The following is a 22,630-nucleotide window of genomic DNA, read 5'->3' as shown; positions in this document are numbered from 1 at the left end:
GAAATAAAATGTATTTAATTACTGGTGGCAACGGTCAGCTAGGTACCGAATTACGCCATTTATTGGATGAAACGGGTGTTGCATATGTCTCAACTGATTCCCAGGAAATGGACATTACGGATGAAAAAGCAACGATGACAAAGATCCAAGAAATCAAACCCAAGGTTATTTTTCACTGTGCGGCGTACACAGCCGTTGATCAAGCAGAAGATGAAGGAAAAATGCTAGACGAAAAAATCAATGTTGAGGGAACCCGAAATGTGGCCCAAGCAGCTAAAGAGGTGGGAGCTACCCTCGTGTACATCAGTACCGACTATGTCTTTGATGGGACGAAAAAAGAGGGGGAATACCGTATCGATGATCCAGTGAACCCTCTAAATGAGTATGGTAGAACCAAATTATTAGGCGAACAAGCGGTTCAAGAAATATTGACTGACTACTATATCATTCGTACTTCTTGGGTCTTTGGGCAATATGGTCATAATTTTGTTTACACGATGCAGCGATTAGCAAAAGATCATGAGACATTGACCGTAGTGAATGATCAATTCGGACGCCCTACTTGGACGCGGACATTGGCAGAATTTATGAAGTATGTGATTGATCAAAAAACACCTACCGGGATTTATCACTTGTCAAACGACAATCATTGTTCCTGGTATGAATTTGCGAAAGAGATCTTGAAAGATACTGCAGTCGAAGTAAAACCGGTGACTTCAGAGCAATACCCGCAAAAAGCCAAAAGACCGCAATATTCAGTGATGGATCTGTCAAAAGCTAAAGCAATTGGCTTTGAAATCCCGACGTGGCAAGAAGCATTGAAGCAAATGCTTTCCTAAGTATCTTTTAAACTAGGTTTATTAAACGAAAACTTATTGGAGGAAAAAAATGAAAATTTCAGTTTTTGGTCTTGGCTATGTTGGTCTAGCTAATGCATTATTGTTATCACAAAATGAACAAGTAAAAGCTTATGATATTGTAGAAGAAAAAATCGAGATGTTAAATCAAGGTATTTCTCCTCTAGAAGATAAAGAAGTACTTGAGTTTTTAAAACGGGATGACTTGAGCGTTGAGTTCACAAAAGATTTTGAAGATGCTGTCAACTTTGGAGATTATTTGATCATCGCAACGCCAACAGACTATGATGAAAAGAAAAATTATTTCAATACATCCACTGTTGAAGATGTCATTGAAAAAGCGTTAGTAATTCGTCCAGACGCAACGTTTATTATCAAGTCAACTGTACCAGTTGGATACACATTAGATGTTAAAGCTAAATTTAATACGGAGAACATTATTTTCTCGCCCGAATTTTTAAGAGAAGGTAAAGCGTTATACGACAACTTACATCCTTCGAGAATTGTCGTTGGCGAAGTATCTGATCGAGGTCAAGAAGTGGCTAATATGTTTAAAGAAAATGCATTAGACGAAGATGTAACGGTTCTTTTAACCCATTCAACGGAAGCAGAAGCGATTAAATTATTTTCAAATACTTACTTGGCTTTACGTGTGGCTTACTTTAATGAGTTAGATACTTATGCGGAATCTAGGGGATTAGATAGCCGACAAATTATTGAAGGTGTAGGATTAGATCCAAGAATTGGTTCCCATTATAATAATCCTTCATTCGGTTATGGAGGCTATTGTCTACCAAAAGATACGAAGCAGCTTCGTGCAAATTATGAAGATGTGCCAAGTAATATAATTGGAGCTATTGTTGAAGCCAATACGACTCGTAAAGATTTTATTGCGGAACAAATTCTTGCAAAAAAACCAAATGTGGTTGGTATATATAGACTGACGATGAAAGCGAACTCTGATAATTTCAGGTATTCATCGATTCAAGGAATTATGAAACGGATCAAGGCTAAAGGAATCGAAGTGGTTGTCTATGAACCGACTCTTGATGCGGATCATTTCTTTCATTCTAGGGTGATCAAAGATTTTGATGAGTTCAAAAGTGTTTCTGATATCATTGTCAGCAATCGTTTTGAAGAGATACTTAAAGATGTAGAGGAAAAAGTTTATACGAGAGATATCTTTGGTGATAATTAGATTGAAACAAGCTTTTTCTTTAAAAATACTTACTTTTGATTAAAAAATAATTTTCTCCTTTCTATTAAGAAAATACATCCCCTAAGAAGATACCCCGTATCTTCTTTTTCTTTCCCCAAAAAATCCCCTCAAAAAAAATCCAACGAAAACATATGTTCCCTCTTGCCAAAAGGTAACGCTTTCTATATGATTAAATGGAATAGAAACCAAATAAAAAAAGGCACTTTCTACAGGTGTTGGCCCACCTGTAGAAAGCCCTGATCAGTCACCCACTTTACAGAGCTGACCAATCAAGTTGCCATAGTTGTTTCCCGAAGGAACCAACGTGTTTATTTTACCGAAAGTTGACAGCGATTACTAGTCGCTTTGTGCAATTTTTTGAAATTTTCACGTTTTTCCTGAGGTTTATTTCGCTATGTCAAAGGCATTGGACACGCTGGTCTGATGCCTTTTTTGCTGTTTCTTGATCGAGTGGTTTTCATGGGAATGGGACGCTGTTTCGTTATTGGAAGCTGCTTGTGTTGGCGGATCAAGAAATGCTTTCATCCTAGGTAAAAAGCGAGATTTGGTTTCTATTCGCCTTTCATTTTTCACTGTTGGTATTGATAGAATTAGAAACGGAGGAAAAAATATGTCAGTGATCCAGGCGTTGATCATCTCAATTTGGGTGGCTTTGATTCAAGCCCGCTTTTTCGGGTATGCAGGCTTGAATTTGCGGTTTAGTCCGCTTATGACGAGTTTATTTGTCGGTGTCGTTCTGGGAGATGTTGCCCAAGGGGTAACGGTTGGTGCAGCTATCCAATTGATTTCTATGGGTCAGATTGCGCCAGGCGGCCAGATGGCAACAGAACCGGCTGTCTCGGGAACTGTGGCTACAGCAGTCGCTATCTTGGGTAATCTAGAGCCGACAGCGGCAGTAGCAATCGCGATTCCCGTCGGAATTCTAGGAAGTTATTTATATACATTAAAAATTATCGTGAATTCTTTTGTAACCAAATACATTGATCGGGTGGTCAATAATCTGGAGGATAAGAAATTTACTTTTGCAATCGGTCTGTTGCCAACCCTATTGACGATGCTGACTCATGTGCCGGTATTGTTTATCGCTTTATATTTCGGGGCAGATTCGATAGCTAATGTTGTGACACAATTGGAAGGCACGGTTGTCTTTCATATACTGGATGTTGTCGCCAGTGCGTTAGCAGCTGTTGGGATCGCTATTTTGATTCGGATCATTGGTCAAAAGACCGATATGTTCTTTTTCTTTTTATCATTCTTCTTAACGATTATTTTGAAAGATTTAGGAATCACCATGGTTACTTGGGCTGTCCTGGGTATCGTGACTGCAGGCATTTACACCATGATTATGATCAATGCAAAGGAGGCAGCCTAGATGGATGCAGAGAATACTTCGACTGAAAACAATGGACTGACTAAAAAGGAACTGAACCAGATTTGGAATCGCTGGTACTGGATGAACGAGATCCCTCGCACCTATGAGCGACAAGTAGCACCAGCGTTGATGTATGCATTGACGCCTCTGCTTAAAAAAATCTATAAAGATCCTGAAGACTTGCGGGATGCCTACAATCGGCACTTGACCTTTTGGAATACTGATGCAATATGGGGCGGTAGTACCATTTCTGGGATTACTGCATCTCTAGAAGAACAGCGGGCCAAAGAGTTGACAGAAACAGGCTCTGAACAGACCGTTTCAACAGAATTGATCGAAGCAACGAAAGTCGGATTGATGGGGCCAATGGCAGGGATCGGGGATTCCATTAATAATGGTACGTTGCAGTATCTATTGATTGCGATTGCACTGCCTTGGGCTGCAGATGGTTTGTGGTTCGGTGCGGTTATTCCCTGGATCGTCTTTTCTGTTGTGACGTATCTCTATGGTCGTGCATTTGTCCACTTTAGTTATCGGTTAGGGAGGCAAGCGGCTCGAGAACTGATTGCCGGGACAAGAGCCAATTTAATCATGAAAGCTCTGACGATTCTTGGTATGTTCATGATGGGAGTGACGGCGGCACGGTTTGTGACGATTCAATCTTCATTATCTTTTGTTCTGTCAGAAAGAGAATTTGCTTTACAGAGTATTCTGGACTCTATCTTGCCAGGCATCTTACCACTTTCACTGGTCATGGGCTTGTACTTCTACTTTGAAAAGAAGGGTCTGAATGTACTAAAAGGGATGTTATTGTTGACTGTTATCGTTGGATTGCTGGCAGCGATCGGAATTTTATAAATCAGAAAGAGGGTGTCACAAATGGGGAAAATTACTTTTGCTCGAGTAGATAGTCGCTTGATTCATGGTCAGATCGTGACAAAGTGGGCCAAGTCTTCGGGTGCGAATACGATTTATATTATCGATGACGCGGTGCGTTCCGATGATTTTTCGATGGATATTTATATGGCTTCAGGAAAACGTTACGGCTTTCAAGTGAAGGTATACAGCATAGCGGAAGCGCTGGCAGCTTGGGAAGCCAATCAGTTCGGTGCAGATAAAGTATTTGCTTTGTTCAAAACGGTAGCAACAGCGATCAAGTGTTTGGAGTTGGGGTTACCGTTACCTTGTTTGAATCTAGGCGGCACGCCAAAAAGACAAGCGGCCGAGTTCTTCATCAAAAATGTTGCCCTAACCGAGACAGAGTTGGAACAATTGCGTCAGTTATCAGCTGAAAAGGACATCAAGATTTATGCGCAAACGGTTCCTGAAGCAGCGAAGAAATCGATTTAGGGGGGACATCGATGAAAAAAATTGCAGTAGTCAATTCAAAAAGTTTTGGCAAGTTTTTTCCGGAACATGTCCAACGACTGCAGGCATTTGGTGAAGTGGACTTTCATCTGTTTGAACCAACGATTAAAGGGGAAAAACTGGCTGAGGCACTCAGTGACTATCAGTGCATTATCGCTAGTGTCACGCCAAATTTCGATCGTACGTTTTTTCAGAATACACCAAATCTAGGATTGCTTTGCCGTCATGGTTTAGGCGTCGATAATGTGGATCTCAACGCTGCAACCGAAAATCAGGTACTGGTGACCAAAGTCTTAGGACCAATCGAACGGCAAGCGGTAGCAGAACATGCGATTGCTTTGTTAATGAACGAACTTCGTAAGATCAATAAAGGGCAGCGGCTGATCAAAAATGATGAGTGGCACTTGCGGTCGAGTTGTAATAGTTTTGAACTCAAACATGCCAAAATAGGTGTAATTGGCTATGGGAATATTGGTTCCAAGGTCGGTGAGATACTGCATGATGGCTTTGGAACGCAAGTGCTGGTTTATGATCCCTATAAGTCTGCTGAAGAAATTCACAAAGCAAGAGGCAAAAAAGTATCTTTGCCAGAATTATTGTCAGAAGCGGATGTCATCACACTTCACTGCAATCTTTCAGATGAAAACCAACGGATGCTGTCCGAAGCAGCCTTTAATCAAATGAAGCAGAATGTCTTGCTAATCAATACTGCACGTGGGGAATTGGTGGATGAAGCTGCTTTGATCCGTGCGGTGGCTAGAAAAGAAATTTCCGGTTATGCTGCCGATGTCTTTTGTCAGGAACCGTTAGATCCTGCGCATCCATTACTGGCTTTTGAAAATGTCACATTGACTCCTCATATCGGTGCGTATACTTCTGAAAGTTTAGCCGGAATGGGAGATCATGTAGTGACGAATATTGAGCGCTTTTTTGCGCACCTAGAACCCTTTGATCTGGTGAATGAGAGGAGTTGGCCGTTATGATCGGTATTCAAGTTATTTCTCATGGCGAACTCAGCCAAGGGATCGTCCATTCGTTACAAATGATCATTGGTGAAACACAGCAGATGGCGTTCGATACACTTGCTGAAAATGAAGAGGTCGACAGTTTCCGTCAAAAAATTTTAAATCAAAGTCGCAAGTTGGATAGGGGGCATGGGGTCCTAGTTTTTGTTGATATGTTTGGAGCGACGCCTTACAATTGCGCTTACTATAATTCGAAATTCTTTGCCGCCATTCACTATCAAATCATCGCGGGGTTCAATCTGCCATTAGTGATCGAAGCAATCATGCAACGTGAACAGTTGTCTTTGCCGCAATTAGTTGCACATTTGCGTCAGACAGCGATCGACACGATTGTCTTTCAAGATAATCATGAGTGAATTGAAAAAAGAAAGTGAGGCAGTCTATGTATACGGCATTAATGATGCGTCCCGAAGACAATGTCGCCATGGTTTTGCAGCCAACGCCAGCTAAAACAGCAGTTAGGATTGTTAATCAAGTATCTCTAAATGAGGTTCTCATTGCCCAGCCTATTGATAGCTACCATAAATTTTCTGTAAAAGTCATTGAATCTGGCGAAAAGATTATCAAATATGGGGAAGTGATAGGGATTGCTACAGCTGCGATTGCCAAAGGAGAACATGTGCATACACATAATGTGAGGAGCATCAGAGTCTAATGAAACCAATAATGGGTTATAAACGATCCGATGGGCAATATGGAATCCGCAACAAAATTTTAGTCATTGCGACAGTGGGCTGTGCCAATGAAACTGCACGCCGAATAACGGAGCAGGTCAAAGGAACAGTATTTATCCCAGCTGGAAAAGGCTGTGGTCAAATAGGAGATGCAGTAGAGATCACTAAACGAACGCTGACAGGATTTGTCTTGAATCCTAATGTCTATGGAGCAGTTTTTGTCGGATTAGGCTGTGAAACGATTCAGCCACATGAAATGGCGGTACGGGTCCAACAAGTATCCGACAAACCTGTTTACTCTTTTAGTATTCAAGAGGAAGGCGGTACAACAAAAACGATTGCGACAATGGTTCCTTTATTGGAGAAATTGGTTGTTGCAGCAGATCAGCTGGTGCGGGAACCTATTGAATTATCGATGCTTACTTTAGCGACCAACTGTGGCGGCAGTGATGCAACCAGTGGGTTATCCGTCAATCCTGCTTTGGGAGTTGCGACAGAACTTTTGGTAGCTGCAGGCGGTCGATCAATCCTAGGAGAAACGACAGAATTGATCGGCACAGAGCATATCTTGATCCGTCGTGCCAAAAACCAACAAGTCAAACGGGATATTCAGACTATCATTGGCGGTCTCGAAAAACAATTTGAACGTCTCCAAGTGGATATTCGAGGAGCAAATCCTTCACCTGGTAATCAAAAAGGTGGTTTGACGACACTTGAAGAAAAATCGTTAGGCGCAATCATGAAAGCTGGACACGCCACAATCAATCAAGTCGTCAAATATGGAGAGATTACCACTGAAAAAGGGTTGATCATCATGGATACTCCAGGATACGATATTGAATCTGTGACGGGGATGGTGGCTGGCGGCGCCCAAATCTGTGTCTTTACAACGGGGAGAGGCACGCCCATTGGAAATCCCATCGTACCAATGATCAAGATTACCGGTAATTTTGAGACGTATCAACGAATGACCGAACATATGGATCTTGAGTTATCTGCGATCATTACCGGCGATATGTCCATCGAGGAAGGTGGCGAAAGAATCCTTTCTGAGATGATCGCAGTGGCAAATGGAAAACGAACTGCAGCGGAGAAATTAGGCTTTCAGGAGCTAGCGATTTATCGCAACAATGAAGTCTGGGGCTGTGATTTATAAAACAGCCCCAACTAAATACTGCTAAACATCCTATCTAGGTGATTTAGCAGTTGCTATTAAGTCGATCGTACTTTTGAAAAACTGTCACTTTCAGCAATCGTCATTCCTGCAATAAAAAAGAAATATCAAGAAAGGACAATCAAGAAAGAACTGTTATCGAAAACGATCTAGCGCCCTCCAAAAGTTAGCTGTTTCAGCTATCAGAGGGCGCTCTCTTACGAATATATTCTTGAAGGAATGTGTGAGAGTGCCTTTTCGGATAGAGGATGGATTTCTTCGTGAAAAAATTGCCTAGAGAGGCGACCCAAATGAGTCTATCTTCTTTGAAGCAATAAATGGGTTAGGATTTTAGTATAAACCGGTACATTTTAGTATCATTTTAGCGCTAGACTTTTTATAATTGGATGAAGCGGTTACAAAAAAAGCTTTGATGTCATTGATCAATAAGAAGAATTCCAGGTTGATAATAGGAGGAACAACATGTTAGCTAACAGTGAGCCATTACAGCAATTGATGGATTTAATTGAAATCCCCGTTTTAGTCCAAGAGAAAGTGAACGCAGCCTTAGAGGAGCTGCAAGAACAAGAGATGATTACTAGTATACATAAATTGCTCGATCCAGTAACAGCTTCAGCAGAAGCCAAGCGGTTATCCCAACTGTACAAAGAGGAGTCGATGAAAGAATTGGCGATCCATTTGTATGCAGCGACCATCAGCTGGAAACATATTTATCAACCGCTGCAAATTCCTCATGAGATTTATTTGGCTACGATGAGGGCATTTACTCGATTCTTAAAGGAAACGAAACAAGTTGGCAATCAGGATGTGTTTGATCGTGGATTTTGGACGTGGCGGTATTTGTGCGGATTAGAATTTAGGATCGATCAGCTAGAATTTGAAATGATCGCCGCGGATCATAAGAGCAAAGCACCGCAACTGGCAGGACAAGCCTATCTTTCGGTGCACATCCCTTCAGATGCGAAACTGGTTCATGAACAAGTCCAAAAAAATTATCAAGCAGCAAGAAGATTTTTTGAACAGTATTTTCCAAAATACTGTTCAGCGCCAATCGTGACCGATACTTGGTTGCTTTCACCAAAATTGAAAGATTGGTTGCCAGCAACTTCCAACCTGGTTTTGTTTGGAAATGATTATGAACTGTTACTGACAGAACCAGATAAGAATGAAGGGGTGCTCTGGGTCTTCAATACTGTTTCCAGAGATGTCAGTAAGTATCCCGAAAACACTACCTTACAAAAAGCAGCTAAGGCATGGATGTTAGCAGGGAATGCGATTGGATCGGCTGTAGGACGATTGAAATAGTTTTTTTGAAGCAGAAGGACGGCGATTGTCGCTAAAGTGATTGCGAATGTTACAGAGAAACTGAGTATGATCGTGTTAGTTTGATAGTTGCAGTGAAAGAAGAGCCATAGCAGGAGTCTCCTGAAGAACTAAAAAAGCAAAGACCTGGAAATCAGAAAGGGATTCCAGGTCTTTTCTGCTAAGTAAAGTTATACTAGACACATTTATTCTGTGTCGAAATGGTGTCATTAGAAGACTATCTTTTAAAAAAAATAATTATTCAGTATAATAGAACCGAAGTACGTGTAACTAATGCGTAAGGAAAAGGGAAAGTCAATGAGAATAAAGAAAAAAATCAGAGAATATCATACACCGTTCGCAAGAGTCGCCGATAAAAGACTGGAATTAACGTTATCATCAGAGACGATTGCAGAAAAGAAAAATTTTTATAATGTGTTGTTTAACGACGACCGCATCGGCGACGTTATGCAGCGGGAGTTTCTTTTGCAGGAAGGCAAGAAACCTGTTGCTTTGCTGAAATCGTGGATACCAGTCGATTATTTGGTAGAAAGAAAAAGTACTGATTTAGAATTATTAGTAGACCAGTCTAAAGGGGTATCTAGTATTAGAAAAGAGATTGCCCTGTCATGGCCGAATGAAATCGAGGCACAGCAACTGCAGATCATTGGAGACAGTCAAGTGTTGATTGAAAAAACCTTTTTTTTGGATCAAGCTAAAACGATCATCCGCTACGAAGAAGAAATCTCTGATCCAGATGCGTATTTGTTTGAGGAGTGAGACAATGGGAAAGTTTTTGTACTTAGAAGCCAAAAGAAAAATTGTTGAGATGATTCAAGGCGGCGACTTTGGTTCAAATGATAAGATCCTGAGTGAGCGTGAATTGGCAGATATCTTAGGGTATAGTCGGATGACAGTTAAAAAAGCCATTGGTTCCCTGGTAGAAGATGGCGTTCTTTATAAAAAGCGGGGCGCGGGAACTTTTCTGTCCAATGAGGGACATTCCAATCGTTTTGAGGTTGGAGACGAGTCGCCGCTATCTTTGACACAAGGGATTCGAATCAAAGGAATGGAGTCTAGCAGTTTTGTTGAATCCTTCAAACTGGTTTACGATGATCCGGAGTTGATGGCTGTCTTTCCAGAATACTTTGAGTTTTTTGAATTGATCCGGGTGCGGGAGGCTAATGAAGACAAAGTATCCTTGCAAATTGCCTATTTCCCTTTTCGTTTATTTAAAGATGCTCATCGCTATGATTTTGGTAGTTTTTCACTCTATGACTATATGGAATACAAAAATAAGCGACCTGTCAAATTCAAGAAACAGTTTTATGCTAGCCGAGTGGAAGACGAAAAACAGTTCAGCAAAATCAATATGCGGCCTGGAGAATACGTCTTATGTATTGAATATTATGGCTATACTGATCAGAATGAGTTGGTGGAATATACAAAATCTTTTTTTAATCCAGAGAAAATAACCTTCAATGTAGAGACCGACTATTAAGTGGTTCTAAAATTGGTTGCTAAAAAAGACCTATTCAAGAAATTGGTCTTTTTTTTGTTGTTTTTCTATCGCAGGGGTTCTATTATCTAGTTGTAAGTAATTGGGAAACGATTACAGATGAAAGGAGAAGACACATGAAAATTGTTTTGGCGAGCCATTCTAATTTAGCGCAAGGCATGAAAGATACGGCTGAATTTATTATGGGGAAGCAAGAAAATCTATCTGCGATCACCGCCTATGTTGATGAGAAGGTTGATTTTTCGGCACAGCTTACAGCGTTGATCTCAGAAATGGCAGAGGAACCAATCATATTTATCAGTGATCTGCTTGGAGGGAGCGTCAACCGTGTGATCACTGAAACAATTGCAGGAAAAGAGAACCAATTTCTAATTGCAGGGATGAACTTGCCATTGGTATTAGAAATTGTTTCAATGAGTTTTTCTGCAGAACCAGCAAAGATCAAGGAACAGCTCCAGCAAGTGATTGTAACCGCTACAAGTGGTGTCAAATTGATTGAAGTTAATCCAGATCAACCAGATGAAGACGAATTTTAAGGGAGAGAGTCAACATGATCAAAATGACAAGAATTGATTACCGTTTATTACATGGACAAGTAGCATTTGCGTGGACAAAAAATTTATCTGCCAATGCGATTCTGATTGCAAATGACAACGTAGTGAACGACTCATTTAGAAAGCAAACATTGAATTTGGCAAAACCTAATGATACGAAATTGATATTTAAAAGCATTGACGATTCAATTGCTGCAATTAAAAGCGGTGTCACAGATAAATACAATGTGTTCATCGTTGTAGAAAATGTCCATGATGCCTACCGATTGGCAAAAGGAACTCCGGAAATCAACAAAATCAATTTAGGATTATCCGCAAAGCGTGACGATAGCAAGAACATTGCGAAAGCAGTCTATGTCACAGATGAGGAAATCAAGGAACTAACGGAACTGGAAAATTCTGGCATCGAAATCTTAGTTAAACAAGCACCCAATGATGCCAATATAGAATTCAGATCGTTAGTTTAGCCGAAGGGAGTAAGGATGATGATTGTTCAAACGATTGGTATTTTTATTATTGCACTAATAGCAAATATGCAGGATTTTCTAGGTTCTTCCTTCATTGGCCGTCCCTTAGTCACAGGATTATTTGTTGGGTTATTATTTGGGGACGTGACCCAAGGCTTGATCATGGGTGCGACCTTAGAATTGGCCTTTCTAGGTTTGATGGGGGTCGGCGCCACTGTGCCGCCGGATGAAATCATCGGCGGAATCTTGGCTACCGCACTTGTTTTAAAAAATGGTTATGGTGTCGATGTGGCATTGACACTTGTCTTGCCGATCGCAGCCTTAGGATTAGCCATCAAAAACATTTTATATGTGGTGATCTTTCCGGCAATGACTCATAAAGCTGATCACTTGATTGAAGAAGGCAAGATCAAAGAAGCGGCCAATATGCATTTATGGGCATCTTTCACTCGGATTGGATTGATGACAGTCGTGACTACTGTTGCCTATGTAATCGGCAGCGGTACAGTCGATAAAATTTTGAAATTGATACCACAAGCTTTTATTGATGGGATGAATATTGCAACCAATATTCTGCCTGCTGTCGGATTTGCTATGTTGATCAATATGACTTTCTCTAAAAAAGTGGCACCCTTCTTTTTCTTAGGTTTCGTTTGTGCAGCGTACTTGAAATTAGATATGATCGCAACTGCAATGATTGGCGCTATTTTTGCAGGGATCATGTACATCATTTTTGATGCGATCCAAAAAAACAAAGGGCAAGTGATGACGGATGGGGAGGAACAATACGATGACTTCTAAAAAAATCGCAAAGAAAGATTTGATGGGCGTCTTTTGGCGGTCAATGCCGATGGAAGCTTCATTCAACTATGAACGGATGATGAGTTTAGCGTTTGCTTATACGATGGGCGGCGTGATTCAAAAACTTTATCCAGACAAAGAAGATCAGAAAAAAGCAATGAAAAGACACATGGAATTCTTTAACTGTACATCAGCGACTTCTCCATTCATTGCAGGTGTTGCTGCTTCAATGGAAGAAAAGAAAGCAAATGATCCTTCTTTTGATGAATCTTCTATCAATGCCATGAAAGCTGGATTAATGGGTCCAATCTCAGGTATCGGTGATTCGATCTTCTGGGGAAGTTTGCGGATCATTGCCAGTGGTATCGGGATTTCATTAGCGAAACAAGGAAGTATTCTTGGTCCAATTTTGTTTCTGCTCGTATTTAACATTCCGAATGTTCTCGTTCGTTATTTCGGTACTATGTGGGGCTATAAAGCCGGGGTTTCTTTTATTGACAAGATGTCTAGCGGATTGATGGATAATATCACTTATGCAATCAATATTCTGGGAAATACCGTAATTGGTGGGATGGTCGCCTCAATGGTGATCATCAATATCCCAGTGAAATTGACCAGCGGTAAAGATGCGCAAACGATCCAAGGATTGCTAGATTCGATGATGCCAGCCTTGTTGCCGTTACTGATCACATTCCTATTCTGCCGTTTGTTGAAAAAGGATGTCAAAGTCTTCTATATCTTATTGGCGATTCTAGCTGTAAGTATTTTAGGGGCGGTATTCGGATTTTTAGCGGTATAGAAAAGGAGAGAAACTCATGCCATTTGTAAAAGAACAATTTATTAGCAACTATTCTCAAGTGATCGATCAATTAGATGCGGTGAAAGAAACAGCTGACGAAATGAAGCAAAAGAAATTTACTAAGATCTTCTTGATGGGTTGTGGGGGAACGTTCACCAAATTTGTCGGCTTAAGACCACTATTGTTTGAAAAATTATCTGTGCCATTTTTGATTGTCAGCCCGGAAGAGTTGCTAAGCCTTTATTTTGATCAAATCGATGATCAAACATTGATTATTGCCGGTACAAAGACGGGTTCTACGCAAGAGATTCTTGATACACTTGGTAAAGTATATCAAGTTTACCCTGAAACAACGATTTATGGGTTTATCGGTGATGATGACACACTTTTGGATGAAGCGGATATTCTTGATTACCGAACGAGCTCTGTTGATACAGATGTCCATTTGGTTCTGTTCGGCTGGTTCATTGAGTGCTATACTCAAATGGATCAAGACAAACTGGTTAAGATGCGAAAAGAAATTCTCCAACTTGGCACATTTGTCGGAGAAGCCATCGCTGGGGCCAAAGACTTCGCGCAACAACTGATTGCGACTGTCGATGTGACGAAACCGCAAATGTGGGTGACATCTGGACGTTTATGGGGTGAAGTTTGTTGCTTCTGTAACTATATTTTGGAAGAGATTCAATGGATCCAAGCACAGCCGATCCATTCTTCTGAATTTTTCCATGGTCCCTTCGAAATGGTTGCCGAGAATTACCAAGTCAACTTGATTATGAACGCTGATTCTAATCGTGAACAAGATCAACGGGTGGAACGCTTTATCGCTTCTCACTCTACGCAAGCTAAAACGGTTGATTTAAATGAATTTGGGTTGGATCGTTTTTCAAAAGAAACACAGAAATTTTTGATGCCGTGGTTTTTGAATCACTTCTTTGATCTATTATTGACTGTCTATACAGAAAAAACTGGAAAAAGTGCTAAAACACGCAGATATTATCGGAAAGTAGCGTATTAAAAATGAAACAAGAACTGTTCGAATTTCTTTGCTTGTATTTTCCTCGGATTTTTACTCAGAAGCAGAAAAAAGCTTTTCGGCAATGGCTCGGTAAGTATTTAACTGAAGCTACAAATTGTCAGCAATCAGGAGACTACTTCTTCAGAGAAAATGCTACTTACACATTGATCATTGATATCTCGACACCAGAATGGTTTCCTTGGGGGAAAGACCATCTGACAAGAGAAAGTCGGTTACGCTATATCAAAGTTTTGGGGATGATAAAAATAGCTTTGATTTTAGCCGGGGCTCTAGGTATCTTTGCGGTCACAAAAATGATTGGTGAGCAGCAGTGGTTATGGTCCATTGCGATTGCATTGGTAGTAGGCGGAGTATTGCTTTTAGGATTTGGTCTGCCGCACCGTTATAATTTTTCTAAATTAGCGACGCTGGCAACGGTGATCGATCAATTCGTTCAAGACGAGCATTCCAATTTGTTCATTGTCGATTCAGAGATTCAGCTGTATGCTTCAGTATCATCACAAATTACGACAAAGACGATCAGTTCAGTAGATGATTTATACATTGGGGAACAAACTGGATGCCATCAAGAGCCCACCGGGCAAAAACACTATTTTAGTTTTACGGAAGTAGCGGGAACGACTTTTATCCCTAACAAGCAGCGGCAAAAGTCGGATGTACCGCCCAAGACGTTCTATGAAGATTTCGCTGCGTTTCGGGAAGTAGATTGAAATGAAACCTAAGATCCAATTCTAAAAGATTCAATGGGGGAGCACATGGTAAAGGGAATTATTTTTGATTTTGATGGTACGCTTGTGGATACCGAGGAAGTTGCTTATCAAGCAGTAAAGCAATACCTTCGTGACACCTACCAGGTAACCTATACAAGAAGAGACTACCAAAAAAGTATTGGTTCAGCAGATGGGGTGTTTTATCAACACTTAGAAAAATCTCTAGGGAAGCCTGTCGATGTAGAAGCCATTGAAGCATGTTTTACTCAAGCGCAGAAAACGAAGTATCCTGAGGTACCATTGCGGGAAGGCATTGCAGAAGTTATCCAGTATGGCAAAAAGAACCAGTTGAAGCTAGCGATCGTCTCTAATTCAAGGAAAGCAGAATTGATGCATTTCTTTGCTCATCATCAAGAGTTGATGTCAGTTTTTGATCTTATCATAACTCGGGATGATGTGAAGGAAGGCAAGCCAGCTCCTGAGGGATATCAGAAATGTCTTGCACAGTTGGCATTGTCAGAAGAAGAAGTTATTGCACTGGAGGATAGTCCAACCGGGGTGACGGCCGCTTTAAGTGCGGGCTTGAAAGTATTGGCTTATCCCAATGCTTTTACCGCCGGAATGGTTTTTCCTGAAGAAGCGATGGTAGTAGCTGCCGCTGATTTGGCAGCTAGGCGATTCATCTGATTTTGTCGATCATCAAATGAAAGTCCAACGGAGGTAGATGAATGTTCAATGACTGAGCATTTATCTACCTTTTTTTGCAAAAAAATTCTCAACTGTTTTTTTCCTCATGAAAAGAAATAAAAAGCAACTTACGATTCATGTTGGAATCTAACAAGTTGATTGCAACGAGATGTCAGAATTTTGCAACCAGATGTTTTTCTTGTGATTCTTCCCAAAAGAATCAGAAATTTCGGTATGCTAGTAGAAACGAACTGTTGGATTAAGGAGATAGCATGAAAAAACTAGAAAAACTGATAGTAGCAAGTTCACTGATGTTGATTGGCTTGCCATTAACTGCACGTGCAGAAGATGTCGATCGTCAAATTCAACAACAAACCCAGCGAATCAATGAAATCAAAGGGGAATCTGCTTCAATAGAAGCGTTCAAACAAAAGACGGAAGCGGAGATCCAACAACTTGAATCTGAAATGGATTCGATTTTGGCGTCAAAGGCCAGCACAGAGCAAAAGGTCAACAAAATCGCGGTTGAAATCAAGGAGTTGGAAGAAAAAATCGCCAAACGGAAAGAAACACTGGCGAATCAAGCAAGAGATATTCAAGTTTCAGAACCTTCGAATGCCATGATGACGACATTACTTGATGCTGACTCACTAGGTGAAGCGATCCAACGAGCCATTGCTTCTGTCACCATTATGAATGCCAGCAATAGTATCGTTGAGCAACAGCAAAAAGACATCGAGACAAGTATCAAGCTCGAAAAAGAACTAGAAGAAAAACTATCCGAAATTGAAACTCATGCGAGCGAGCTGCAACAAAAGCAAGGGGAGCTTGCGGATGTACGATTGAATCAGGACGTGGCATTAGCCGACTTACGATTGTCTCTGAATCAAGAAGAGAGCAAAAAGTCTGACTTGGAAGCAGAAAAAGCGGCTGCTGAAAAGAAACGGGAAGAAACACTGAAACAATTAGCAGCAGAAGAAGCGTTAGCTGCAGAAGCTAAGAAACAAGCACAAGCTGAGGCAAAAAAAACTCAGGAACTAGCGAAAAAACAAGTAGCCGCTGAAGCAGCGGTCTCTCAAGAAAAAGAGTCGGCAAAAGAAACTGCCGCAGAAGCAACGTCATCCGCTAATGCTTCTGCACCAATCAAAGAAGCGACCAACATTGAAGAAACAAGTAAAAAAGAAACCAATCAAGATACTGACCAAGAAACACCGGAGCTTGCTAGTGGAAATCAAACAAGCGGTTGGTCTTTACCGGTCGATTCTGTCCATATCTCGAGTCGTTTTGGATACCGTACAGATCCAACGGGTTCTTCCGGCAACCAGCACAATGGGATCGACTTTACTGGTAGTAGTGGAACACCGATTTATGCGATTCAAGGTGGGAAAGTGGTAGAAGCCGGTTATGGTCCGTCCACAGGAAATTATGTGATTATAAAGCATCCGAACGGCATCTATAGTTATTATATGCACTTCAATGCATTGCCTGCTGTTAGCAGCGGTCAAAGTGTCACAGCACGTCAATACCTTGGTGGAATGGGAACAACTGGGAATTCGACTGGTGTCCATCTACATTTGGGGATGGCGACAGGACTATGGTCAGGCTTCTTCGACCCCGCGTCTGAATTAGGCCTCTAAATAAAAAAAGCAGCGGCAAAAATGAAGTGTGTCCGAAAAGTTGGCTTTTGGTCCAACTTTTCGGGTCACTGCAAGCAGCCGCTGCTTTTTATTATGGGCACTGGTTGCTGTCCTCTTATGAGAAAAGAAAGACATTTCAGGCATTGCATCAGCCAACTGCCAATGGGGTCAGCTGACTTGCGGTCTCGCTTGCGGATCTTGCTTCGAAGATCAGTTGCTCTACTCGGATAAACCTTCTAACAATGCCAGCCATCGCTCAGCGAGCTGCTCACTGCTGCAAGTAACTGTAAATGATTCTTTCCCTGTCATTTCGACATAGATCTCTGTCTCCGAAATTTTAACGATACGCATAATAGTTTTCCTCCTTCGCAGCATTCCGCCACTATTTTTTTAAAGCACTATTTTCTTAACGCACTACTTTTTTAAAGCGTTACTTTCTTAAAGCACTATTTTCTTAAACTAGTGCTTTTTTGTTTCTCAAAAATAAAATACGCTAAAAGATCAAAAAATATTTTTCTTTTGAATTTCTTGTAAATTTTCTGTAGTTGCTCCTTTCAGAAGCAAAAGCGTTGGTAAGAGGGGAAATTGAACAAATGCACTCATTTTTGTCGCATTTTTTGTTGGCTTTCTTCTGCATAGAGATCTTGATAAATCAGACTAAAACTTCCTCGTTTGCCGGGAAGATCATGAAAATGAAGATCTTCTAGTAAGTGGTTGGTGAGGGGAGAAAAAGAAAGTTCCAAAAACTCAGTGAGGCTAGTGTTCGCCCGAGGCAGTTGATAGCTATGTTCTCGTTTGATAATGCCATGAGCAAGGAAACTAATCAGCATGGTTTGCTTTAAGCGGCGGGACTCAACCAAACAGGGGAAAGAGAACTGATTGTGCAGTTCAATGAATAGCTGCGGTCCAGAAGCGGACAAAGTCATGATTTTTCCAGGGTTCACCCAAATCGTGTCTTTTTTGGTCGCATTTGTTAGTGGTAGCAAGCTATATTCGCTAGTCGCACAAGGAATCTTGTATTGACGTTTGATATTCGACTGGCTGAATAAATGGTACAGTGTATCTTTGAAAAGCGCGTACTCATAAAAATGGAAATGGAGAAGAATCTGTTTGATGATAGGAAATGGCGGCTGTGGAAGCAGAGAACAATAGTCTTGATAAATGATCAAAGAATGCGTGCGATCATCACGAACAAAAGGCAGAATGGCAAAAATTTCTTTCTCGAAGTCGATTGTCATGGTTGGGCGGATCAAAGCAGCAAGTTCATGGCAAGTGGTCTGATCACTAGAATTGAGGAATCGTTTACATTTTGGGTCAAAGGACAGACGGTAAGGATCAAGTTTATTCTAACTTGTAGGGGAGTAGCATCTCTTCATAGAAAAACTCCTTCATTTTAGATACTTCAACTATAAAATTATCTGACTATTTTTGCAATAAAAAGTGCATAATTCAAATGATTTATTGATTTTTGATAAAAATAGTCACTTCCTCTTTTTGCTATGGTTAATGTACCCGCGGGAACACCAAGCAAAAGGAGGAATACAATGAAAGAATGGCAAACACTGATGGCTTCTTATGAGCGCCTCTTTTACAAAGTGCTGATTCGGGCGGGCATTTTCCCCAGCCATCCAGATTTTGAAGATTATTTGCAAGAGTTGCGACTCATGCTCTTTGAGCGTGCACGAAAGTATCCTGATGAAGGGATCTTTCGCAACGAAAATGAAGTGAATTATCTATTTGGCTTTTTGCTATGGCGAGTGATTGATTTACAACGAAAAAGTAATCGACAAAAACAACTGATTCAAGCAATAGCATCAGAGCAGGAAGAAACGATTGATTTGAAAGAAGACATCGACAATCATCTATTGCTGATGCAATTCTGGGCATTTCTGAAACCGAAAGAACGACAAATGTGGCTCGATTGGGTCAATCAAGTGGGATCAAAACAGTCTCGCTATTATTATCGTCAGAAGTTGAGAGCCCGCTGGCAGCAATTTATTCACGAGGAGACGACGAGCAGCAAAAAATAGGTGTTCTATTTAGTCAGAATAAAAGTGAAGGACCGGGACAGGAGCTTTCTTACTCGTTCCTCTTGTATCGTGCAGCTTCTTTTTGTAGACTGGAAGCAAGGAACAAAAGGCACCTTTTGTCTAAACTGTTCTCACATTATCGACAGGTAATGACAACTTTTCTTGGTACTTGATAAACTCCTTTTATGTTGACCATGATGGGTGCCTTGGGTTCTGAATGATTTTTGAATGGTAACGTATTTCTTTTCGATAGATACTAGCAGCAGTCTCTTGATTTATGGGACTGCTGCTTTTTTGTGATCAGTTTGCGACTTAAAAAACAGCTTTTTTTGGCGAGCTTATTTCTGAGACACGATGAATATTTTGATAGTCAAAAGCAGCAACATGGTCTATACTTTGTCTATCATCATACGAAACGTATGGCAAAGACCGATGGCCTTGACTGATCACTTGCAAAGCGGGAGCATCAAAAAGCGAGTAGATCGAAGCAGCAAATGATTTGCTAGTGGATAGGTGTTGGTCAATAGGAGGAATGTACGATGGGGAAAATTGATATTTCCAACCTTACACGAGATTATGGCAATGGCAAAGGAATTTTTGACCTGTCATTTTCTGTGGAAACAGGAGCGTTTGGATTTCTGGGGCCCAATGGCGCGGGGAAGACCACGACGATCCGTCATCTAATGGGGTTCATTAAACCTCAAAGTGGCAGTTGTTCAATCAATGGGCTGGATTGTTGGCAACAACGGGAACAAATCCAAAGAAATTTAGGCTACATTCCAGGCGAAATGACATTTTTTGATGAAATGACTGGAACAGAATTTATTACCTTTATAGCAAAGTATCGGGGAAATACTGAAAATGGACGGGCCAAAGAATTACTTGATCGATTTGAGTTAGATCCGAACGGCAAGATCAAGAAAATGAGTAAAGGGATGAAACAAAAAATTGGCATCGTTGTGGCTTTCATGCACGATCCGGAGATTCTGATTTTGGATGAGCCTACTAGTGGATTGGATCCTTTGATGCAGTCACGTTTTATTGATTTAATCACTGAAGAAAAGAAGCGAGGCAAAACCATCCTCATGTCTAGCCACATGTTTGAAGAAGTTGAGCGGACCTGTGATCGAATTGGCATCATTCGTGCGGGAAAATTAGTTGCGTTGGATTCCACCGACACATTAAGAGAAAAACATCTGCGTCGTTATACCGTCACTTTGCCAAATGAACAACTGGCGGTAGCCTTTGCAGCAGATTTCAATGGAGAAATCGATCCGGCACAACCTAGTCAGGTTCAAGTCAGTACGAGTCAAACATTGGAACAGATCTTTATGGATTATTATGGAGGTGAAGAGAAATGATCAATTTCACCCTTTACAAACGCGAATTACGCCGCAGCATCCTGACGCTTGTGATTTTTGGTGCCGTCATGACCCTTTACATCTCGATCATTGTCAGTATGTACAATCCAGAAATGATGCAGTCTCTTGAAGAGATGCGCAAGATGTTGCCAGAATTGATGTCGGCAGTCGGCATGAAAGCCGGCGCTAACTCATTATTGGGTTTCATGTCTTCTTATCTCTATGGTTTTATTTTGATCATTTTTCCAATGGTATTCTCGATTCTTCGAGGGAATGCATTGATTGCCAAATATGTGGACAGTAATGCGATGGTGGCCCTGCTGGCAGCACCAATCAAGCGGAAAACGATTGTCATGACGCAGATGTCGGTTCTTTTAACGGGTATTTTCTTTTTGATCATCTATGGCACTGCATTAGAGATCCTTTGCGGATTACAATTTAAAGGAGAACTCGAGATTCCCAAATTGTTGCTGCTGAATGGTGGGTTGCTTTGTTTGCAGTTGTTTATCGCAGGAATCTCTTTCTTAGCTTCTTGTGTTTTTAATGATTCAAAATACAGTATTGCTGTCGGCGGTGGGATACCAGCATTAATGTACGTCTTACAGATGCTTGCCAACACCGGCGGAAATGCAGAAAAAGTAAAGTATTTTACTTTCTTTACATTGTTTGATCCAGATGCTTTGATCGCAGGAGATCGTAGTGGTCTCATCGGAATCTTTGTCCTATTGATCGGAGCGTGTATCCTGTTCGTGGCATCGGGCATGGTCTTTTGTAAGAAGGATCTTCATATTTAGTGCACAAGCAAAAAACAATCACTCCAATCCTGTATTTGGAGTGATTGTTTGTTTTACCCTTGTGCAGCTTTGCCTGTATAAGAATAAAATTAATTGTTTTTCTCCGCGACAAAAGCATCGACTTCCGCTAGATACAACTTCTTCTCTTCTGCTGGTAACCAAGCAATCTCAAAGGCATTTCTGACCAATTGAATGATTTGGTCCTCTGTTAGCTGATAATTTTTGCTCAATGCATAAAGGTCGTCAGAAATATAGCTTTGGAAATAAGCTGGGTCATCTGAATTGATCGTCACTTTGACGCCTTTTGCTAATAACTCAATGATTTCTTTTCCTTTCATATCATCCACGACGAAGCCGTTGGAAACAGGACAACAAGTCAATCCGATTTGGTGCGCCCGCACATAATCGACTAACTGTTCATCTTCTACGATATTTGTTCCATGATCGATTCGTTCGACTTGGATCTCTTCAATGGCTTGACGAATATGTTCGATTGAATCTTCTTGATCAATGTCGCAGTGCATCGTCAAATGAAACCCAGCGGCTTTTGCTTTTTCAAAGACTTTTTTGAACTTCAGTGGTGGATTGCCTTTTTCATCCGAATCAAGCCCGATCCCCAAGATCTTATCTTTAAAAGGTAGTGCTTGTTCTAAGGTTTCCTCTGCTGATTCAGCAGAAAAATCTCGTAAGAAGCACATAATTAGGGCACTTCGTACACCAATTTGTTCACTTTCTTGTGTCGCTCGATAATAGCCGTTGATGACGGTTTCAAAAGAAATACCGCGAGAGGTATGGGCTTGCGGATCAAAAAAAACTTCAGCATAAGTTACGTGATGTTCGGCAGCTTTCTTGAAATAAGCCATTGCCAATTCATAAAAATCTTCTTCTGTTTGGAGGACATTCATCGCTGGATAATAAATGTTCAAAAAAGAAGGCAAGGAGTCGAACTGATAACTTGCTTCCACCTCTTCGATTGTTGATTGACCAATATCAATTTGATTTTTTTGTGCCAATCGTAATTTCAAATCGGGCTCCAGCGTTCCTTCTAAATGCAGATGGAGTTCAGCTTTGGGAATTTCTTTGATAAATTCGTAGGTTACTTCTTTTAACATAATTTTCGTCTTTCTCCTTTTAAAGTAAGTATTTTACACCTAAAACCTTTTTTATTTCTTAAAAAGCGAACATCATGTTGGATAGACATCCCTTTTATTCATTTTTAACATAAAATCCCCGTTTTCACA

General features: G+C 40.8%; 27 protein-coding genes. 24 read left to right on the top strand and 3 right to left on the bottom strand.

Annotated elements, in window-relative coordinates:
• Positions 1-8: 8 nt before the first annotated feature.
• From rfbD to EG2_RS18785, 21 genes are all read left to right on the top strand, one after another.
• On the top strand, positions 9-839 hold the full coding sequence (rfbD, locus tag EG2_RS07000; RefSeq protein ID WP_060814128.1) for a dTDP-4-dehydrorhamnose reductase: 831 nt from the start codon (positions 9-11) through the stop codon (positions 837-839).
• Between the two features lie 49 nt (positions 840-888).
• Positions 889-2,055 carry a nucleotide sugar dehydrogenase gene (locus EG2_RS06995; RefSeq protein ID WP_060814127.1) on the top strand — a complete coding sequence of 389 codons (1,167 nt, stop codon included), beginning with the start codon at positions 889-891 and terminating at the stop codon, positions 2,053-2,055.
• Between the two features lie 631 nt (positions 2,056-2,686).
• On the top strand, positions 2,687-3,448 hold the full coding sequence (locus EG2_RS06990) for a PTS sugar transporter subunit IIC (protein WP_060814126.1): 762 nt from the start codon (positions 2,687-2,689) through the stop codon (positions 3,446-3,448).
• On the top strand, positions 3,449-4,306 hold the full coding sequence (locus tag EG2_RS06985; protein ID WP_003126061.1) for a PTS system mannose/fructose/sorbose family transporter subunit IID: 858 nt from the start codon (positions 3,449-3,451) through the stop codon (positions 4,304-4,306).
• Between the two features lie 21 nt (positions 4,307-4,327).
• On the top strand, positions 4,328-4,798 hold the full coding sequence (locus EG2_RS06980; protein WP_005470998.1) for a PTS sugar transporter subunit IIB: 471 nt from the start codon (positions 4,328-4,330) through the stop codon (positions 4,796-4,798).
• An 11-nt stretch (positions 4,799-4,809) separates the two neighbouring features.
• Positions 4,810-5,799, top strand: coding sequence for a D-isomer specific 2-hydroxyacid dehydrogenase family protein (locus EG2_RS06975; RefSeq protein ID WP_060814125.1), 990 nt, complete (start codon positions 4,810-4,812; stop codon positions 5,797-5,799).
• Positions 5,796-6,197 (top strand): PTS sugar transporter subunit IIA, encoded by a 402-nt coding sequence (locus tag EG2_RS06970; RefSeq protein WP_060814124.1) that lies wholly within the window; start codon positions 5,796-5,798, stop codon positions 6,195-6,197. The genes EG2_RS06975 and EG2_RS06970 overlap by 4 nt, the downstream gene beginning before the upstream one ends.
• 26 nt (positions 6,198-6,223) lie before the next feature.
• Positions 6,224-6,496, top strand: a complete 273-nt coding sequence (locus EG2_RS06965) for a UxaA family hydrolase (protein ID WP_060814123.1) — start codon at positions 6,224-6,226, stop codon at positions 6,494-6,496.
• Positions 6,496-7,671: a UxaA family hydrolase gene (locus tag EG2_RS06960; protein WP_060814122.1), complete on the top strand. Its 1,176-nt coding sequence runs from the start codon at positions 6,496-6,498 to the stop codon at positions 7,669-7,671. Before EG2_RS06965 ends, EG2_RS06960 begins: the two co-directional genes overlap by 1 nt.
• Positions 7,672-8,151: 480 nt before the next feature.
• A complete protein-coding gene (locus tag EG2_RS06955; protein ID WP_060814121.1) occupies positions 8,152-8,994 on the top strand; it encodes an acyltransferase domain-containing protein in 843 nt (280 codons plus the stop codon).
• A 315-nt stretch (positions 8,995-9,309) separates the two neighbouring features.
• Positions 9,310-9,771 (top strand): hypothetical protein, encoded by a 462-nt coding sequence (locus EG2_RS06950; protein WP_060814120.1) that lies wholly within the window; start codon positions 9,310-9,312, stop codon positions 9,769-9,771.
• 4 nt (positions 9,772-9,775) lie between these two features.
• On the top strand, positions 9,776-10,492 hold the full coding sequence (locus EG2_RS06945; protein ID WP_034704258.1) for a GntR family transcriptional regulator: 717 nt from the start codon (positions 9,776-9,778) through the stop codon (positions 10,490-10,492).
• Positions 10,493-10,626: 134 nt separating this feature from the next.
• A complete protein-coding gene (locus EG2_RS06940) occupies positions 10,627-11,046 on the top strand; it encodes a PTS sugar transporter subunit IIA (RefSeq protein ID WP_060814119.1) in 420 nt (139 codons plus the stop codon).
• A 14-nt stretch (positions 11,047-11,060) separates the two neighbouring features.
• Positions 11,061-11,531 carry a PTS sugar transporter subunit IIB gene (locus EG2_RS06935; RefSeq protein WP_002343746.1) on the top strand — a complete coding sequence of 157 codons (471 nt, stop codon included), beginning with the start codon at positions 11,061-11,063 and terminating at the stop codon, positions 11,529-11,531.
• A gap of 15 nt (positions 11,532-11,546) precedes the next feature.
• Positions 11,547-12,332 carry a PTS mannose/fructose/sorbose/N-acetylgalactosamine transporter subunit IIC gene (locus tag EG2_RS06930; protein ID WP_003126075.1) on the top strand — a complete coding sequence of 262 codons (786 nt, stop codon included), beginning with the start codon at positions 11,547-11,549 and terminating at the stop codon, positions 12,330-12,332.
• Complete coding sequence (locus EG2_RS06925) at positions 12,322-13,131, top strand: PTS system mannose/fructose/sorbose family transporter subunit IID (protein WP_060814118.1); 810 nt, start codon at positions 12,322-12,324, stop codon at positions 13,129-13,131. Before EG2_RS06930 ends, EG2_RS06925 begins: the two co-directional genes overlap by 11 nt.
• Positions 13,132-13,147: 16 nt before the next feature.
• On the top strand, positions 13,148-14,149 hold the full coding sequence (locus EG2_RS06920; RefSeq protein WP_060814117.1) for an SIS domain-containing protein: 1,002 nt from the start codon (positions 13,148-13,150) through the stop codon (positions 14,147-14,149).
• 2 nt (positions 14,150-14,151) lie between these two features.
• Positions 14,152-14,880, top strand: a complete 729-nt coding sequence (locus EG2_RS06915) for a hypothetical protein (protein WP_060814116.1) — start codon at positions 14,152-14,154, stop codon at positions 14,878-14,880.
• A gap of 45 nt (positions 14,881-14,925) precedes the next feature.
• Positions 14,926-15,567 (top strand): HAD family hydrolase, encoded by a 642-nt coding sequence (locus EG2_RS06910; RefSeq protein WP_060814115.1) that lies wholly within the window; start codon positions 14,926-14,928, stop codon positions 15,565-15,567.
• A gap of 272 nt (positions 15,568-15,839) precedes the next feature.
• Positions 15,840-17,204 (top strand): peptidoglycan DD-metalloendopeptidase family protein, encoded by a 1,365-nt coding sequence (locus EG2_RS06905; RefSeq protein ID WP_060814114.1) that lies wholly within the window; start codon positions 15,840-15,842, stop codon positions 17,202-17,204.
• A gap of 26 nt (positions 17,205-17,230) precedes the next feature.
• On the top strand, positions 17,231-17,380 hold the full coding sequence (locus EG2_RS18785) for a hypothetical protein (protein ID WP_156424229.1): 150 nt from the start codon (positions 17,231-17,233) through the stop codon (positions 17,378-17,380).
• A gap of 43 nt (positions 17,381-17,423) precedes the next feature.
• On the opposite strand, the gene EG2_RS19520 is transcribed toward EG2_RS18785, so the two are convergent.
• Together EG2_RS19520 and EG2_RS06900 are read right to left on the bottom strand one after the other, a co-directional pair.
• Positions 17,424-17,555, bottom strand: coding sequence for a hypothetical protein (locus EG2_RS19520; protein ID WP_255210070.1), 132 nt, complete (start codon positions 17,553-17,555; stop codon positions 17,424-17,426).
• 248 nt (positions 17,556-17,803) lie between these two features.
• Positions 17,804-18,457: a hypothetical protein gene (locus EG2_RS06900; RefSeq protein WP_249024265.1), complete on the bottom strand. Its 654-nt coding sequence runs from the start codon at positions 18,455-18,457 to the stop codon at positions 17,804-17,806.
• Between the two features lie 291 nt (positions 18,458-18,748).
• Here EG2_RS06900 and EG2_RS06895 point away from each other — a divergent pair, with 291 nt between their 5' ends.
• From EG2_RS06895 to EG2_RS06885, 3 genes are all read left to right on the top strand, one after another.
• On the top strand, positions 18,749-19,234 hold the full coding sequence (locus EG2_RS06895; protein ID WP_060814113.1) for a sigma-70 RNA polymerase sigma factor region 4 domain-containing protein: 486 nt from the start codon (positions 18,749-18,751) through the stop codon (positions 19,232-19,234).
• A gap of 539 nt (positions 19,235-19,773) precedes the next feature.
• Positions 19,774-20,595, top strand: coding sequence for an ABC transporter ATP-binding protein (locus EG2_RS06890; RefSeq protein ID WP_060814112.1), 822 nt, complete (start codon positions 19,774-19,776; stop codon positions 20,593-20,595).
• Positions 20,592-21,389: an ABC transporter permease subunit gene (locus EG2_RS06885; protein ID WP_060814111.1), complete on the top strand. Its 798-nt coding sequence runs from the start codon at positions 20,592-20,594 to the stop codon at positions 21,387-21,389. Before EG2_RS06890 ends, EG2_RS06885 begins: the two co-directional genes overlap by 4 nt.
• A gap of 89 nt (positions 21,390-21,478) precedes the next feature.
• Here EG2_RS06885 and add read toward each other — a convergent pair whose 3' ends face one another.
• Complete coding sequence (add, locus tag EG2_RS06880; RefSeq protein WP_060814110.1) at positions 21,479-22,501, bottom strand: adenosine deaminase; 1,023 nt, start codon at positions 22,499-22,501, stop codon at positions 21,479-21,481.
• Between the last annotated feature and the right edge of the window lie 129 nt (positions 22,502-22,630).

It is taken from the genome of Enterococcus gallinarum NBRC 100675, from assembly GCF_001544275.1.
Lineage (GTDB): Bacteria > Bacillota > Bacilli > Lactobacillales > Enterococcaceae > Enterococcus_D > Enterococcus_D gallinarum.
This window is presented reverse-complemented; position numbering and strand designations above follow the sequence as displayed.